This window comes from Mycobacterium sp. PSTR-4-N (genome assembly GCF_022348085.1).
Classification (GTDB): Bacteria; Actinomycetota; Actinomycetes; order Mycobacteriales; family Mycobacteriaceae; genus Mycobacterium.
This window is the reverse complement of the sequence record NZ_JAKRFN010000035.1, coordinates 1-15,715: the sequence shown is the minus strand read 5'-3', so window position 1 is coordinate 15,715 and position 15,715 is coordinate 1. Positions and strand designations below refer to the sequence as shown.

Sequence of the window (15,715 nt, the reverse complement as noted above, 5' to 3'; positions counted from 1 at the left end):
CTTTGCGCAGGTGGTTTCACCTGCGACGATGACGGCTAAGCTCACGGCCATGTCCGCCCCGACCGCCTACCTGGTGCTGGCCTCCCAGCGCAGTGGCAGCACCTTGCTCGTCGAATCGCTGCGTGCGACCGGCGTCGCCGGCGAGCCGGGTGAGTTCTTCCAGTACCTGCCGACCACCAGCCAATCGCCGCAGCCGCGGCAATGGTTCGAGGGCGTGACAGACGAGTCGATCCTGCGCCTGCTCGACCCGCTCGACGAAGGCAAGCCCGATCTGGCACCGCCAGAAATCTGGCGCGACTACATCCGCACGGTCGGGCGCACGCCGAACGGCATCTGGGGTGGCAAGCTCATGTGGAATCAGACGCCGCTGCTGTTGCACCGCGCCGAGGGTCTGCCCGATCGGTCGGGCACCGGGCTGCTCGCGGCGCTGCGCGACGTGATCGGCACCGATCCCGTCCTCATTCACGTCTACCGGCCGGACGTCGTGTCACAGGCGGTGTCCTTCTGGCGAGCGGTGCAGACCAGGGTGTGGCGGGGCCAGCCCGACCCGGTGCGCGACGCGCGCGCCGAATACCACGCCGGCGCGATCGCGCATGTGGTGACGATGCTGCGCGCCCAGGAGGAGGGCTGGCGATCCTGGTTCGCCGAGGAGGGCATCGCGCCGATGGACGTGTCCTATCCGGTGCTGTGGCGCAACCTCACCCAGGTGGTGGCCGCAGTACTGGAGGCGGTCGGACAGGACCCGCGCCTGGCACCGCCACCGGTGTTGGAGCGCCAAGCCGATCAGCGCTCCGACGAGTGGGTGGACCGCTACCGCGCCGACGCGGAGAAGAACGGTCTGCCGACATGAGCACCGCCGACACCTACGACACCGTGCACGTCGATGAGCTGAGGCTGCTGGAAGCCGAGGCTGTGCACATCATCCGCGAGGTGGTGGCCGAGCTCGAGCGTCCGGTCCTCCTGTTCTCCGCGGGCAAGGACTCGATAGTGCTGTTGCGGTTGGCGGAGAAGGCTTTTCGACCTGGTTCGCTGCCGTTTCCGGTGATGCACGTCGACACGGGGCACAATTTCGACGAGGTCATCGAGTTCCGGGATCGGCGCGTCACGGGCCAGGGTCACAAGCTGATCGTGGCCTCGGTCCAGGAATCGATCGACGCGGGTCGAGTACCCGATCCGGGTCCTGGCGCCTCACGGAACCGCCAGCAGACCCGCACACTGCTCGATGCATTGGAGGCGGGTGGCTTCGACGCAGCGTTCGGTGGAGCGCGGCGCGACGAGGAACGTGCCCGCGCCAAGGAGCGCATTCTGAGTTTCCGCGACGAGTTCGGGCAATGGGATCCCCGAGCACAACGACCGGAACCGTGGTCGCTCTACAACGGCAGGATCCGCCGGGGCGAGCAGGTGCGTGTGTTCCCGCTGAGCAACTGGACGGAACTCGACATCTGGCGCTACATCGCGCTGGAGGATCTCGAGCTCCCGTCGATCTACTTCGCGCACGAACGCGAGGTGTTCGAACGCGACGGAATCCTGCTGGCGGTCTCTGACTACGCCCGTCCCGCCGACGGTGAGACCGCCGCGCTCGAGTGGGTGCGCTACCGCACGGTAGGCGACCTGACGATCACCGGTGCCGTCCGATCCCATGCGACCACGATCGACGGGGTGATCGGCGAAATCTCCGCAGCCACTGTCTCCGAGCGGGGCGAGACCCGGGCGGACGACAGGACGTCGGCCGCGGCGATGGAAGACCGCAAGCGCGAGGGGTATTTCTGATGGGCAAGACTCGGCAGCTGCTGCGGATCACCACCGCGGGATCGGTCGACGACGGCAAGAGCACCCTGATCGGCAGGCTCCTGCACGACACGGACAGCCTGCCGCTGGATCATCTCGAGGCGGTCACCGACGAGGAGGGTGTGGCCGACCTGGCGGCGCTGTCCGACGGGCTGCGCGCCGAGCGCGAGCAGGGCATCACGATCGACGTCGCCTACCGGTTCTTCTCGACCGATACCCGCAGCTACATCCTCGCCGACACCCCCGGCCACGAGCGCTACACCCGCAACATGTTCACCGGGGCCTCCAACGCCCATGTCGCGGTGTTGCTGGTCGACGCCAGGGCCGGGGTGCTGCGGCAGACCAATCGGCACGCACGCATCGCAAACCTGTTGGGCATCAGACACTTCGTGGCCGCAGTGAACAAGATCGATCTCGTGGATTTCGACCGGGAACGCTTCGGAGAGGTCGACCGCCAGCTGCGTACGGTGACGGCGCGACTGGGCGGCGCTGATCTGACCGTGATCCCGATCGCCGCCAAGCACGGCGACAACGTCGTGCACCACTCGGACCGCACCGGCTGGTACGAGGGGCCCACGCTGCTCGAGTACCTCGAATCGGTGGAACTGTCGGCGCCGCAACCGGAATCGCGCAAGCTGCGGCTACCTGTGCAATGGGTGTCGCGGCCCACGGCCGAGCAACGCCGCCGCTACACTGGCCGGCTCTCGGGCGGCACCCTCCAGGTGGGTGACTCGATCGTCAGCCTGCCGGCCGGCACGCGGTCCACCGTGACCGTGGTCGACACCCTCGACGATGATCGTCCTGTTGCGGTTGCGCCGCTCTCGGTGTCGATCGAGCTGGCCGATGACATCGACGTCGGTCGCGGCGATGTCTTCGTCAGCGGCGACGACGACGCGGTGGTGCCCGTCCTGGCCCGAGAACTCGACGCCACGATCTGCTGGTTCCGCGACGCCCCGATGCGGGCCGGTGACCGTTTTGCGTTGAAGCAGGGCACCCGCACCGTCCGCGCCACGGTGCAGGCTCTGCATTCACGGCTCGACCCCGAGACCCTGGACGATCTCGACAACCCGGTGGAGTTGGCGCTCAACGACATCGGGGCGGTCACCCTGCGCACCAGCTCCGTGGTGGTCGCCGACAGCTACACCGACAACCGGGACAGCGGCGCGTTCATCCTGATCGACGAGACCACCAACGACACGGTGGGCGCAGGCACCGTCACCGAGCCGCGCGAAGTGAAGCCGGGCGAGCAGACGCGTAACGACATCCGTTGGCATCCCTCATCGTTGGAGAGGGAGTACCGCCGGGCGGCCACCGGGCAACGCGGTGCGACGATCTGGTTCACCGGGCTCCCCGCCTCGGGCAAGTCGACCATCGCGGTCGCCGTCGAACGAGCGCTCGTCGATGCCGGGCAGGTCGCCTACCTGCTCGACGGCGACAACATCCGCCATGGACTCTCGGACGACCTGGGTTTCTCGGCGGGTGACCGGGCCGAGAACATCCGCCGCGTGGGTCATCTCACCCGACTGTTCGCCGACGCCGGCGTGGTCGCGCTGGCATCGCTGGTCTCCCCGTTGAAGTCCGATCGGGAGATCGCACGAGCGCTCAACGACGCGGCGAAGCTGCCGTTCATCGAGGTCTACGTCGCGACTCCGCGGGAGGAGTGCGAGAAGCGGGACCCCAAGGGGTTGTACGCGAGGGCCCGCGCCGGCGAACTGAAGGGTCTGACCGGCGTGGATGCCCCGTACGAGCCGCCCGAGGACGCCGACCTGGTGCTGGACACGACCGGCGCGGATATCGACGCCCTGGTCGCGCAGGTCATCGCCCTGCTGGATCAGCGCCGCTGACCCACCTGCGCCACCACGAAGATCCGCCGGAACGGGAAAAACGTGGTGCCGTCAGCCCGCTGCGGATAGGCCTCGGCGAGCACCGGCGCCAATTCGGAGCGGAACTGCTCCCACTGCCCGCCGCTCAGCGCGCTGCGCACCGGCCGCAGCGCGGTGCCGTGAATCCATTCCAGCACCGGATGCTCACCGGTCAGCTCGTGGACGTAGGTGGTCTCCCAGGCATCCGTCGTGGTGGCGCCTGCATCGCGCAGCAGAGCAGCATAAGTCTGCGGTGACTCGACCACCTCAGCACTCCGAAACGGAAAGTCACGCAACAGTTCTGCCCACTGCGGCTGGGCGGCGAGGTCACGGACCGCGCGATGCGACGGCGCGTCGAAGTTGCCGGGCACCTGAAACGCGAGCCACGCGCCGCGCGGCAGGTGAGCGGCCCACCGCACGATCAACTCGGGGTGTTCGGGCACCCACTGCAGCGTCGCGTTGCTGATGAGGACGTCGGTGTCAGGGGCCGGCGCCCAATCCCGCACGTCACCGACCTCGGCGGCCACCCCTCGCTCGCGTGCTGCGGCGACCATCTCCGGCGACGAGTCCCACGCTTCGATCGTCGCGCCGGGCCAGCGAGTGGTCAGTGTCTGCGTCAGATTCCCCGGACCGCAGCCCAGGTCGACCACTCGCCGCGGCGCCGTCGCGGCCACGCGCGAGGTCAGATCGTAGAACGGCCGGCCCCGGTGGTCGGCGTAGGCCAGATAGACCTCGGGATTCCACATGTGGCCAGTCTGGCAGGCGCGGGCGGCTAGATTGGCAACCGTGGAATCCGTCGTCGCGACCGAGGAGCCCGACGAGTTACCGCTACCGGTGCCCGATGTGCCTGGCTCCGACGCCACGGCGCGCGGCCTGCCCCGCCGAATGGACCTCACGCTGCGGCAGCGGCTGATCGTCGATTCCTCCGCGGTCGCCGACCTCGCCCTGCGGACCTCGATCGCGTCGCTGCTCAGTGTGACCATGACGCCGTCGGTTGTCGGCGCGCTACGGGGGGCACGCTCGGCGGCCGAACAGGAACAGCTGGAGTTCTACGCCGAGCTCGCCGCGATGCAGGACCCGACCGTCGCGTTCCCGGCCCCGGAGTCACCGCCGCGGGTGTCGTCCCGGCCGGCCAATCCGGTGGCGGAATGGGTGGCCCACGGCAACGTCCGCAACATCCGATTCGCCAGCAGCTTCACCGCCGTCAACCCCGCGCTGCGCGAGCAGTGTGCCGGTTTCACCCGCAACAACGTCGTCCATGCACAGCACTGGCGCCACGACGACGGCCCCCGCCCGACTCTCTGTCTGATCCACGGGTTCATGGGGTCGGCCTACCTGTTCAATGGGCTCTTCTTCGCACTTCCGTGGTTCTACCGTTCCGGCTACGACGTCATGCTGTACACACTGCCGTTCCACGGCCGCCGCGCCGAGCAGTACTCACCGTTCAGCGGACACGGCTACTTCGCACACGGGTTCTCCGGCTTCTGCGAGGCGATGGCCCAGGCGGTCCACGACTTCCGGTCGATACTGGACTATCTCGAGTACACCGGTGTCGATCGCATCGCGTTGACGGGCATGTCGCTCGGTGGGTACACCTCGGCGCTGATCGCCAGCGTCGATGACCGCATCCAGGCCGTGATCCCCAACGTTCCCGTGGTGACGCCCGATCGCACGGTCGACGAGTGGTTCCCGGCGAACAAGGTGGTCGCACTGCGGAATTGGCTCTCCGGCGCGGACAGCGGGTTGATCGACGCGGCGACCATGTACTCCTCGCCACTGAACTACCGCCCCCTCCCGGCCAAGGAACGACGACTGATCATCGCCGGCCTCGGCGACCGGCTCGCACCTCCGGAGCAGGCCGAGATGCTGTGGAACCACTGGGACCGCTGCGATTTCCACTGGTTCCCCGGCAACCACGTGTTGCACGTCAGCCAGCCGGACTACCTGCGGCGCATGACGCGCTTCCTCGGCCCGGTCATGTTCGACTGACCAGACCTCAGACCAGCGGCCGTCCCGTTCGGATGCGCCAGTCGACATCGGCGAGCAACAGGTTGAACGGGAATTCCCGCACGACGCGGGGCGAGCAGATGTTGGCCACCCGCAGTACCCGGATGATTCGGTCGAACCGCTTCTGCTGCTTGGCATCCCAGCTCAACTGCATCTCGTCGCGGAATCGTTGCGGCAGGAAGCCGGTGGTGATCAGCAACGCCGCCTGCTCGGCCAGGCGCTGCAGCGGCCCGGGCAGCCGGACCCCGCGCACCCGGGACACCGCGATCGGGTAAAGGTACTCGCGAACGGTGTCGTCGATGTGCACCTTGTCCAGCGACTCCTGCCAGTACCGATCGAAGGCCGCCGGATCGGCCGGCCACATGTCCTCGGGCACCTGCAGCATCGTGCCGAGTTTGCGGCCCTGCTCGAAGAGTCTCGCCTCGGTCTCGGCGTCCATGTCGCCGACGAAGAGGCGGTACACGTCGACCACACCCTTGTACAGGCAGGCCCCCACCCACAGCTGGAGGTCCTTGTCGAAGGCGTTGTAGGCGACCGGGCTGTCCTCGAGCGAATAGACCTGCGCGTGAGCACGGTTCACCGCACGCCGGAACGCATCCTTCTGCGCCTCGGTGCCATTGGTGGAGACCGCCAGATACGTGAACGTGGTCCTGGCTCGCTTGAACGGGTGCAGGTCGACCCGACCACTCTCGACGCGGCTCTCCAGGACGCCGTAGCCGACGCCCGGCCGGGCCAATTGCATGATCACGTTCGCGGGGCCGGCCAGCAACCCCAGCCCCAGCATCCCCTCGTCGGGCTTCGTGCTTCCCGCCGCACTACCCGACGACGACGCTGCCGGTGAGTCCTGTACCGCCATGGACCGCTCCTCTCGCGCCGCCGCCCAAAGTTGCGAACGTGCGTTTCCTGATTGTGTTGCCGAGCCGAGCGGGTGTCAAGATGGGGTATGGCTCAGGTCCGTCCGTATCGCGGCGTCGACGCGTCGCAACGGATGGCCCAGCGACGCCGCCGTCTCCTCGAAGCGGGTCTCGACCTGCTCGGCGGCACACCTGTGCCGGCCGAGCTCACGGTGCGTGCCCTGTGCGCCCGCTCCGGGCTCGCGGCCCGGTACTTCTACGAGAGCTTCGCCGACAAGGACGCCTTCGTCGCCGCACTGTTCGACCAGGTCGTCGCCGACATCGCCAGCACCACCGAGGCAGCGATGGCGGCCGCGGTGCCCACAGAACAGACCCACGCCGCGATGGCGAACATCGTCCGGGTGGTGTCCGAGGATGCCCGGGTGGGGCGCCTGCTGTTCAGCGTCCACCTGACCAATCCCGTGGTGGTACGCAAGCGAGCGGAGTCCGGCGCACTGTTCGCCCTGCTCTCCGGCAGGCATGCGCGGGCCGCGTTACAGCTGGATGACAACGAAAGAATCGCCACGGCAGCGCATTTCGTGGTCGGCGGGGTGGCACAGACATTGAGCGCATGGCTGTTCGGAGAGTTGCGGATCACTCCCGCCGAACTGGCGGCGCAGCTCGGCGCGTTGATCGATCAGCTCGGCGACCCGCGTCTGTATCGCTCGGACGGCTGATCTTCCGGCTAGCGGTAATCATGCTGGCGGGCAGCTTCCATGACAGAAGCCGTCTCATCGGTGACAGTAGGTGTCGCACGCTCACCGACGCAGGAGGACACCATCATGAGCACCCTTCCAGGAGTGGCACCGTTCACCACATCGCTGCACGACGGGGAGATCGTCGAGGAGAACGACTTCGGCTCCATGCGGCGGGTCACCGCAGACAACCTCCCTGTGCTCGAGAATCTCTCGATCAAGCGGGTGGTGCTCGCGCCGGGTGCGATGCGCACTCCGCACTGGCACGCCAACGCGAACGAACTCACCTACTGCGTCGCGGGCACAGCGCTGGTCTCCGTTCTCGACGACCACAGCCGGTTCGCCAACTTCATCGTCACCGCCGGCCAGATGTTCCACATCGACTCCGGCGCACTGCATCACATCGAGAACATCGGCGAGGAGACCGCGGAGTTCATCATCGCGTTCCGGAGTGAGCGCCCCGAGGACTTCGGCCTCGGAGCGACCTTCGGGGCGTTCACCGATGCCGTGCTGGGCAACACGTACGACCTGCCCGCCGCGGACTTCTCGGCACTCCGGCGCAGCACCGTCGACCACAAGCTCGCCGGCCGCACCGGCGACCCGGAGATCCCCGCCTCGGCGTACTTCAGTGATCCACACAAGTTCGACGTCGAGGCGCAGGCTCCCGGGCTGAACTACGCCAGCGGCAACGCACGCTTTGCTCGCGATCAATTCTGGCCGGCTCTGAAGGACATCTCGATGTACAGCCTGCGCGTCACCGAAGACGGTATGCGCGAACCACACTGGCACCCGGTGACCGCCGAGATGGGGTACGTGCGGCACGGCAAGGCCCGGATGACGATGATGACCCCCGATGGCCGCCTCAACACGTGGACGATGTCCGCCGGCGACATGTACTTCATCCCGCGCGCCTACCCGCACCATATCGAGAACATCGGCACCGACCCGTGGCACTTCCTGATCTTCTTCGACCAGCCCTTCCCCGCCGACATCGGCTACAAAGCCTCCGCGAGCGCCTACAGCCGCGAGGTGCTGGCCGCGACGTTCCAGACCCACGTCGACGACCTCCCAAAGTTCCCCTTCACCCCGGCCGATCCGCTGATCGTCAGCCGCGTGAATCCCGTCGACGCCTGAGAGCTCATCACGCCGGTCTGATCACAGGGTTGCGCACGTGTTCGAAGACCACCTCGCTGCGGACGCCGGCCACCTCACGGCGTCCGGTCAGCGAGTCGAGCACGAAGTCGCGCAACGCTTCGGTCGACGCCACGGCGACGTGGACGATGAGATCCTCGGCGCCGGTGGTGACGAACACCTGCAGTGTCTCGGGCAACTGCCGGACGAAATCACGGAAGCCCTGCACGACCTGGCGGGACTGCGGGCGCAACCGCACGGTGATCATCGCCTGTACCGGCCGGCCCAGCGCAGCCAGGTCGACGGTGTAGTGCACGCCACTGAGGACGCCGCGCTCGCGCAGCGCGCGCACCCGCTCGAGCGTGGTCGACGGGGACAGCCCGATCTGGGCCGCCAAGTCCCGATTGCTGCGCCGACCATCTGCCTGCAGCGCGGCCACGATCGCCGAATCCCATTCGTCCACGACCGGATTATCGCACCATAATTCGCACGACGTTCGGGCAAAGCACCGTTAGACGCCCACGATCATTAACTTCGAGGGCTATGACCGAACTTATGGAATCCGGCATCGCACCGGCACGAACCCGTCACGAGACCAAGATCGCCGTCGTTCTACTCGACACCTTGCCGACATGGCAGAAGCTCAACGTCACCGCGTTCCTGGCCAGTGGCATCGCGGCGACCGCCGGCGAATCGATCGGGTTGACCTATCGCGACGCAGACGGCACCCCCTATTCCCCCATGTTCGGTCAGCCCGTGTTGGTGTTCGCGGCGACACAGGCACGGTTGAACCGCGCATTCGACAGGGCGATCGCGCGGGGCGTCACGCCGGCCATCTTCTCGGACGTGTTGTTCTCCACCGGAGACGACGAGACGAACAGGGCGCAGGTGTCGGCGAGGACCAGAGACCAGCTCGACCTGGTCGGTATCGCGGTGAGGGCCGAGCGCAAGGTGGTCGACAAGATCGTCGACGGGCTCTCACTGCACCGCTGAAACCCGTAGGCTCGATCCGTGCCCGAAACCAAGATCACGGTCGTCTACGACAACCCGACAGATCCGACGGAGTTCGAATCCGCCTATCCGGAACAGCAATTGGAGGCCGCCAAACGCATTCCGGGGTGGGTCCGGATGGAGACCTCGCGCGTCTGGCCGAAGGAGGACGGCAGCCCGACACCCGCCTACCGGATGATCGATCTGTACTACCCCGACTACGACGCCGCGAGCGCTGCAGTCACGACGCCTGAGGCAGCCGCGTTCTTCGAGGCCATGGCGCGGGTGTCCACCGGCGGTGTGCGAGTCCTGTTCTCCGACATCGAGATCGCGCAGCACTAGGGGCGGGCACCGTGGCGCCGATCAAGGTTCTGGCGCACTTCGTCCCGGGTGAGCGGGTAGCGGCTTTCGTTGCTCCGCACAGCGATTGGCTCGACGTCACGTTCTGCGCGGAGGACGACGACGAGACGTTCTATCGCCTGCTTCCCGAGGCCGAGGTGCTCTGGCATGTGTTGCGGCCGCTGTCGGCACGCGATATCGCGCTGGGCGACAGGTTGCGCCTGGTCCACAAACTGGGAGCAGGGGTGAACACGATCGCCGTCGACGCCGCCACCGAACGCGGCATCGCCGTGGCCAACATGCCGGGTGCGAATGCACCCTCGGTCGCCGAGGGCACCCTGTTGCTGATGCTCGCCGCGCTGCGCAGGCTGCCCGAGCTCGACGCCGCCACCCGTGCCGGCAGGGGCTGGCCGCCGGACCCCGGCCTCGGCGACACCGTGCGCGACATCGGCGGCTGCACCGTCGGGCTGGTCGGCTACGGCAACGTGGCCACCAGCGTCGAGCGCATCGTCTCGGCGATGGGCGCCCGGGTCGTGCACACCAGTACGCGCGACGACGGGACGCCCGGCTGGCGCACATTGACCGACCTGCTGGCCGAAAGCGACATCGTGTCGTTGCACCTGCCACTGACCGATGCCACGCGCGGCCTGCTCGGCCGCGAAGCGCTGGCGGCGACGAAGCCGGGCGCGGTGCTGGTCAACACGTCTCGGGGGCCGATCGTCGACGAGTCCGCACTGGCCGACGTGTTGCGATCGGGACACCTGGCGGCTGCCGGTCTCGACGTCTTCGGAGTCGAACCGGTGCCGCCGGACAATCCGCTGCTGACGCTGCGCAATGTCGTACTCACCCCGCACGTCACCTGGTACACCGCGGACACCATGCGCCGCTACCTCGAGGTGGCTCTCGACAACTGCGAACGGCTCCGTGACGGGAGGGACCTAGCCAACCTGGTGAACCAGGTCCCGGGGTAACCTCGACCCAACCAACCGGTTAGCCAGCCCAACGGAGGGTTCTCCCCATGCCCATCGCCATTCTTGAAGAACACAACGACCTGGCCGATTCGGTGCGGTCCTTCGTCGCGCGCGTCGCGCCGTCGGAGGCATTGCACGAAGCGCTGGAAACCCCGATCGCGAACCCGCCGTCCTTCTGGCGTGCCGCCGCGGAGCAGGGCCTGCAGGGCGTCCACCTCTCCGAAGACGTCGGCGGACAGGGCTTCGGCATCCTCGAACTGGCGATCGTCGCGGCCGAGTTCGGCTACGGCGCCGTTCCCGGCCCGTTCGTGCCGTCGGCCATCGCGAGCGCACTCATCGCCGCGCACGACCCCAAGGCCGAGGTGCTCGGCGGCCTCGCCGCCGGCGAGGTGATCGCCGCCTACGCCATCGACTCGGGGCTGACCGCCACCCGGCAGGGCAGCGGCCTGGTGGTCCGCGGCGAGGTGCGTGCAGTGCCCGCCGCCGCGCAGGCGTCGGTGCTCGTGCTGCCGGTGGCGATCGAGTCCGGCGAAGAGTGGGTCGTGCTCGACGCCGCCTCCCTCGAGATCGAACCGGTGCCCTCCGTCGACCCCCTTCGTCCCATCGCCCACGTCCGCGCCAACGCCGTCGAGGTCAGCGACGACCGGGTGCTCAGCACTGTGAGCCGGGATCTCGCGCGCGCCATCATCACCACGGTGCTGTCCGCCGAGTGCATCGGGGTCGCCCGTTGGGCCACCGACACCGCGTCGGCGTACGCCAAGATCCGCGAGCAGTTCGGCCGGCCGATCGGTCAGTTCCAGGCGATCAAGCACAAGTGCGCCGGGATGATCGCAGAGACCGAGCGGGCCACCAGCGCGGTGTGGGACGCCGCTCGCGCGATCGACGAAGAGCGCCACGGCGATGCAGAGACGGTCAGTTCCTTCCAGTTCGCTGCTGCCGTGGCCGCCACACTCGCACCCGTCGCGGCGCAACACTGCGCACAGGACTGCATCCAGGTGCACGGCGGGATCGGCTTCACCTGGGAGCACGACACCAACGTCTACTACCGGCGGGCCATCGTGCTGGCAGCCGCGTTCGGTCGACACGCCGACTACCCGCAGCAGGTCGTCGACACCGCGACGACGACGGGGATGCGCTCGATCGACATCGACCTGGATCCGGACACCCAGAAGCTGCGCGAAGAAATACGCGCCGAAGTGGCTGCACTGAAGGCGATTCCGAGCGGAACGGAGCGCAACACCGCGATCGCCGAGGGCGGCTGGGTCCAGCCGCATCTTCCCAAGCCGTGGGGCCGGGCGTCCAACCCGATCGAGCAGATCATCATCGCCCAGGAGTTCTCCACCGGTCGGGTCAAGCGACCGCAGATGGGGATCGCGGCCTGGATCATCCCGTCGATCGTCGCGTACGGCACGGAGGCCCAGCAGCAACGCTTCCTCCCGCCCACGTTCCGCGGCGAGATGATCTGGTGTCAGCTGTTTTCCGAGCCGGGCGCCGGTTCGGACCTGGCGAGCCTCACCACCAAGGCCACCAAGGTGGACGGCGGCTGGCGCATCACCGGTCAGAAGATCTGGACCACCGGGGCGCAGTTCTCCGCGTGGGGTGCACTGCTGGCGCGCACCGATCCGAGCGCTCCGAAACACCAAGGCATCACGTACTTCCTGCTCGACATGAAATCCGAAGGCGTGGAGGTCAAGCCGCTGCGAGAGCTGACGGGCAACGCGATGTTCAACACGGTGTTCATCGACGATGTGTTCGTGCCCGACGACATGGTGCTCGGCGAGGTCGACCGCGGCTGGGAGGTCAGCCGCAACACGCTGACCAACGAGCGCGTCTCGATCGGCAGCAGCGAACCCCCGTTCCTCGCCAGTCTCGACCAGTTCGTCGAGTTCGTCCGTGACGGCCATTTCGACCAGATCGAGCAGAACGAGGCGGGCCGCCTGATCGCCGAGGGCCACGCGGCCAAGCTGCTCAACATGCGCTCGACGCTGCTGACGCTGGCGGGCGGCGATCCGATGCCGGCCGCTGCGATCTCGAAGCTGCTGTCGATGAAGACCGGCCAGGGGTACGCCGAGTTCGGGGTGTCCTCGTTCGGCACCGACGCCGCGATCGGCGACAAGGGCCAGCTGTCGGGCAAGTGGGCCGAATACCTGCTGGCCGGACGCGCGACGACGATCTACGGCGGTACTTCCGAGGTGCAGCTCAACATCATCGCCGAGCGCCTGCTCGGGCTGCCCCGCGATCCGTAGGCCCGGCGTTTTCCGGCTGCCCGGCCGGGAACCCCACCGACATGAGCAACGACCGGGACTTCGCCGAGAAACGGCTCGACAAGCCGGGCACGGCGCGCGCGGCGGTCACCTACACCGCCGTCGTCGTCGCCGTGGCCGCGCTGGCGTTCGCGTTCTACGCCTTCGGCGCACGCGACTCCGTGTACGCCGCATCGCTGGTGCCGCTGTTCCTGTTCCTCGGCGGAGTGGGCGCGTTCGTCCGCACCTACCGGGAGTGGAAGGCCGAGCGCGGATGGGCGGCCTGGCAGGCGGCCGGCTGGTTCCTGATGCTGGTGATGCTCTTCACGCTCGCGGTGCCCGGCTCGGCGATCATGACCGGAGCCGTGGAGTAACCGGTCAGGGCAGGATGGCGTCGACGTAGCCGCCGTCGACCCGCAGCGCACCGCCGGTGGTCGCCGACGCCAGCGGCGAGGCGAGATAGACCACCATGTTGGCGATCTCCTCGGGTTCGATGAGCCGCTGGATCAGTGATTGCGGGCGGTGCAGCCGCATGAATTCCCGCTGCGCCTCGTCCCACGGCAGGGACTTGTCGACGAGTTGGTAGACGAAGTCCTCGACCCCGGCGGTGTGCGTCGGCCCGGCGATCACCGAATTGACCGTCACCCCGGTACCGGCCGCGTCCTTGGCGAATCCGCGCGAGAGCGCCAGCAGTGCCGTCTTGGACACGCCGTAGTGGATCATCTCGGCCGGCGTGACGATCGCCGAGTCGCTGGCGATCTGCAGCACCCGGCCCCAGCCGCGGTCCACCATGCCGGGCAGGTAGAGCCGGATCAGCCGCGCGGCGGCCAGCACATTGACCTCGAAGTAGGTCCGCCATTGCTCGTCGGTGATCTCCCGCGCCGGGACCGCTCCGAAGATCCCGAGGTTGTTGACCAGGATGTCGACACCGGGCACCTCGTCGACCAGGGCCTGGACACCGTCGGCGTCGGCGACATCAGCCGCGACACCGACGACGTCACCGACGATGCCGGCAACCGCCGCGTCGACGCGGTCCCTGCTTCTGCCGTTGACCACCACACGTGCGCCCGCAGCCGCGAGCCCCCCGGCGATGGCCAACCCGATGCCCTGAGTCGAGCCGGTGACGAGTGCGGTCTTACCAGTCAGGTCGATGTTCACGCAGGGGTACTACCACCGCGGAGCGCCCACTATTCCGCCGATCAGCCCGTCCTAATCGATGTCCATCTCCCGCAGCTCACGCTTGAGGATCTTGCCCGTCGGGTTGCGCGGCAGTTCGTCCAGGAAGATGACCTCGCGCGGCACCTTGTACCGGGCCAGGTTCTCCTTCACATAGGCCTTGATCGCGTCCTCGTCGATCGAGGCACCTTCGGCCTTGACGACGAAACACCGCAGCCGATGGCCCCACTCCTTGTCCTCCACCCCGAGCGCGGTGGCCTCGACCACCTCGGGATGACCACTGACGAGATCCTCGACCTCGGCGGGGAACACGTTCTCCCCGCCCGAGACGATCATCTCGTCGTCTCGGCCGCTGACGTAGAGCAAGCCGTCCTCGTCGAAGTAGCCGACGTCGCCCGAGGACAACAGCCCGTCGATGATCTGCTTGCCGCCGCCGCCGGTGTACCCCTCGAACGGGAAGAAGCTGCCCACGAAGATTCGGCCGACCTCGCCCTGCGGCAGCTCGTTGCCGTTGTCATCGAAGATCTTGACCTTCATACCCTTGACGACGGGGCCGACCGTCGACGGATTCTTCGAAAGATGTTGCGGCCCAGCGATGGTCGCAAACGACACCTCGGTCGATCCGTACAGGTTGTAGATGACCGGGCCCAGCGCCTTCAGCGCGCGGGTGGCGAGTTCGGCGCCGAGCTGCGAGCCGGACACGAACACGATGCGCAGCGACGACAGATCGGGTTTCGGGGAGGTCTTGTCGAGCTCGTCGAGCATGCGGGACAGCATCACCGGCACCACGACGACAGCGGTGGCCTTGTGCTTCTCGATGTCGGCGAGCACGGTCGCCGGCTTGAAGCGCCTGCGCAGCACCAGAGTGGTGCCGAGCATCATCGCGACCGTCGCGTGCAGGAAGCCCAGCGCGTGGAACATCGGGGCGGGCAGCGACGTGACCTCCCCGCCCTTGAACGGAACCGAGGACAGGACGCCGCCGATGGGTGCCAACGACGGCGGAGCACTGCGGTTGGCGCCCTTCGGCGTTCCGGTGGTGCCGCTGGTCAGGATGATGATCGACGAGTGCTTGGTGACCTTCGGCGGTGGTGTCGATCCGGTGCGGGCGATCAATTCCTCGAGCGTTTCGTCGGTGCTGCCCGACGGCTCGTCCTTGTCCGGGTTCACACCGAGCGCGCGCAGCTTCCCGAGCGCGGGTTCGGCCTGTGAGACCGCGGCGGTGTACTCGTCGTCGTAGATGACCAGCTTGGCGCCCTCACGCTCAGACACCTCTTTGATCTGCGGCCCGGAGAATTCGCTGTTGAGCAGGATGATGCGCGCACCGGTCTTCGCCACACCGAACCATGAGACGAGGAACCAGCGGTGATTACGGGCCAGGATCGCCACACCGTCTCCGCCCTTGACCCCCTTGGCGAGCAGTCCGTTGGCGACCGCGTTGGCCGCGTCGTCGAGCTCTTTGAACGTCATCTCACCGAAGTCGTCGATCACCGCGACGGCGTGCGGCGTGCGTCGGGCATTGAGCGCAGGGATCATCCCGATCTCACCCCAGCGGCGGATGTCGGCCAGGAATGCGGCGATGTCCTGTGGCGGGTTGGGGTTTTGCGCACCCCCCCCCCACAT

Annotated in this window: 16 protein-coding genes; 11 read left to right on the top strand and 5 right to left on the bottom strand. The window is 67.6% G+C overall.

What is annotated here, in order from left to right:
• The first annotated feature begins 49 nt into the window (after window positions 1–49).
• Genes MHN84_RS28420 through cysC form a run of 3 tightly spaced genes read left to right on the top strand, consistent with a single transcriptional unit; the run spans window position 50 to window position 3,632 of the window.
• Entirely contained in the window at window positions 50–850 is an 801-nt protein-coding gene (locus MHN84_RS28420; RefSeq protein ID WP_241207811.1) for a Stf0 family sulfotransferase, read from the top strand.
• On the top strand, window positions 847–1,770 hold the full coding sequence (gene cysD / locus MHN84_RS28415) for a sulfate adenylyltransferase subunit CysD (RefSeq protein WP_241207810.1): 924 nt from the start codon (window positions 847–849) through the stop codon (window positions 1,768–1,770). The genes MHN84_RS28420 and cysD overlap by 4 nt, the downstream gene beginning before the upstream one ends.
• The gene (gene cysC, locus MHN84_RS28410; protein WP_241207809.1) at window positions 1,770–3,632 is read left to right on the top strand and encodes an adenylyl-sulfate kinase; all 1,863 of its coding nucleotides are present in this window, start codon (window positions 1,770–1,772) and stop codon (window positions 3,630–3,632) included. The genes cysD and cysC overlap by 1 nt, the downstream gene beginning before the upstream one ends.
• Here the strand turns inward: cysC and MHN84_RS28405 are convergent.
• Window positions 3,620–4,396, bottom strand: coding sequence for a trans-aconitate 2-methyltransferase (locus MHN84_RS28405; RefSeq protein WP_241207808.1), 777 nt, complete (start codon window positions 4,394–4,396; stop codon window positions 3,620–3,622). The genes cysC and MHN84_RS28405 overlap by 13 nt on opposite strands.
• A gap of 40 nt (window positions 4,397–4,436) precedes the next feature.
• Between MHN84_RS28405 and MHN84_RS28400 the strand changes: the two genes are divergently transcribed.
• Window positions 4,437–5,639, top strand: coding sequence for a S9 family peptidase (locus MHN84_RS28400; protein ID WP_241207807.1), 1,203 nt, complete (start codon window positions 4,437–4,439; stop codon window positions 5,637–5,639).
• Between the two features lie 7 nt (window positions 5,640–5,646).
• On the opposite strand, the gene MHN84_RS28395 is transcribed toward MHN84_RS28400, so the two are convergent.
• Window positions 5,647–6,513 (bottom strand): oxygenase MpaB family protein, encoded by an 867-nt coding sequence (locus tag MHN84_RS28395; protein ID WP_241207806.1) that lies wholly within the window; start codon window positions 6,511–6,513, stop codon window positions 5,647–5,649.
• A gap of 87 nt (window positions 6,514–6,600) precedes the next feature.
• Here MHN84_RS28395 and MHN84_RS28390 point away from each other — a divergent pair, with 87 nt between their 5' ends.
• Together MHN84_RS28390 and MHN84_RS28385 are read left to right on the top strand one after the other, a co-directional pair.
• Entirely contained in the window at window positions 6,601–7,227 is a 627-nt protein-coding gene (locus MHN84_RS28390) for a TetR/AcrR family transcriptional regulator (protein ID WP_241207805.1), read from the top strand.
• Window positions 7,228–7,332: 105 nt separating this feature from the next.
• Window positions 7,333–8,379: a cupin domain-containing protein gene (locus tag MHN84_RS28385; protein ID WP_241207804.1), complete on the top strand. Its 1,047-nt coding sequence runs from the start codon at window positions 7,333–7,335 to the stop codon at window positions 8,377–8,379.
• Window positions 8,380–8,386: 7 nt separating this feature from the next.
• On the opposite strand, the gene MHN84_RS29930 is transcribed toward MHN84_RS28385, so the two are convergent.
• Window positions 8,387–8,839, bottom strand: coding sequence for an Lrp/AsnC family transcriptional regulator (locus MHN84_RS29930; RefSeq protein ID WP_241207803.1), 453 nt, complete (start codon window positions 8,837–8,839; stop codon window positions 8,387–8,389).
• 80 nt (window positions 8,840–8,919) lie between these two features.
• Between MHN84_RS29930 and MHN84_RS28375 the strand changes: the two genes are divergently transcribed.
• From MHN84_RS28375 to MHN84_RS28355, 5 genes are read left to right on the top strand one after another with little or no spacing between them, the layout of a single operon-like run.
• Window positions 8,920–9,369, top strand: a complete 450-nt coding sequence (locus MHN84_RS28375; protein WP_241207802.1) for a DUF2000 domain-containing protein — start codon at window positions 8,920–8,922, stop codon at window positions 9,367–9,369.
• Between the two features lie 18 nt (window positions 9,370–9,387).
• Window positions 9,388–9,708, top strand: a complete 321-nt coding sequence (locus tag MHN84_RS28370) for an EthD family reductase (protein ID WP_241207801.1) — start codon at window positions 9,388–9,390, stop codon at window positions 9,706–9,708.
• A gap of 20 nt (window positions 9,709–9,728) precedes the next feature.
• Window positions 9,729–10,676 (top strand): 2-hydroxyacid dehydrogenase, encoded by a 948-nt coding sequence (locus tag MHN84_RS28365; RefSeq protein WP_241207836.1) that lies wholly within the window; start codon window positions 9,729–9,731, stop codon window positions 10,674–10,676.
• Between the two features lie 47 nt (window positions 10,677–10,723).
• The gene (locus MHN84_RS28360; protein WP_241207800.1) at window positions 10,724–12,922 is read left to right on the top strand and encodes an acyl-CoA dehydrogenase; all 2,199 of its coding nucleotides are present in this window, start codon (window positions 10,724–10,726) and stop codon (window positions 12,920–12,922) included.
• Window positions 12,923–12,963: 41 nt separating this feature from the next.
• On the top strand, window positions 12,964–13,293 hold the full coding sequence (locus MHN84_RS28355) for a hypothetical protein (RefSeq protein ID WP_241207799.1): 330 nt from the start codon (window positions 12,964–12,966) through the stop codon (window positions 13,291–13,293).
• Between the two features lie 4 nt (window positions 13,294–13,297).
• On the opposite strand, the gene MHN84_RS28350 is transcribed toward MHN84_RS28355, so the two are convergent.
• The gene (locus tag MHN84_RS28350; RefSeq protein WP_241207798.1) at window positions 13,298–14,077 is read right to left on the bottom strand and encodes an SDR family NAD(P)-dependent oxidoreductase; all 780 of its coding nucleotides are present in this window, start codon (window positions 14,075–14,077) and stop codon (window positions 13,298–13,300) included.
• 51 nt (window positions 14,078–14,128) lie between these two features.
• On the bottom strand, window positions 14,129–15,715 hold a 1,587-nt coding region (gene fadD2 / locus MHN84_RS28345), incomplete at its 5' end, for a long-chain-fatty-acid--CoA ligase FadD2 (protein WP_241207797.1).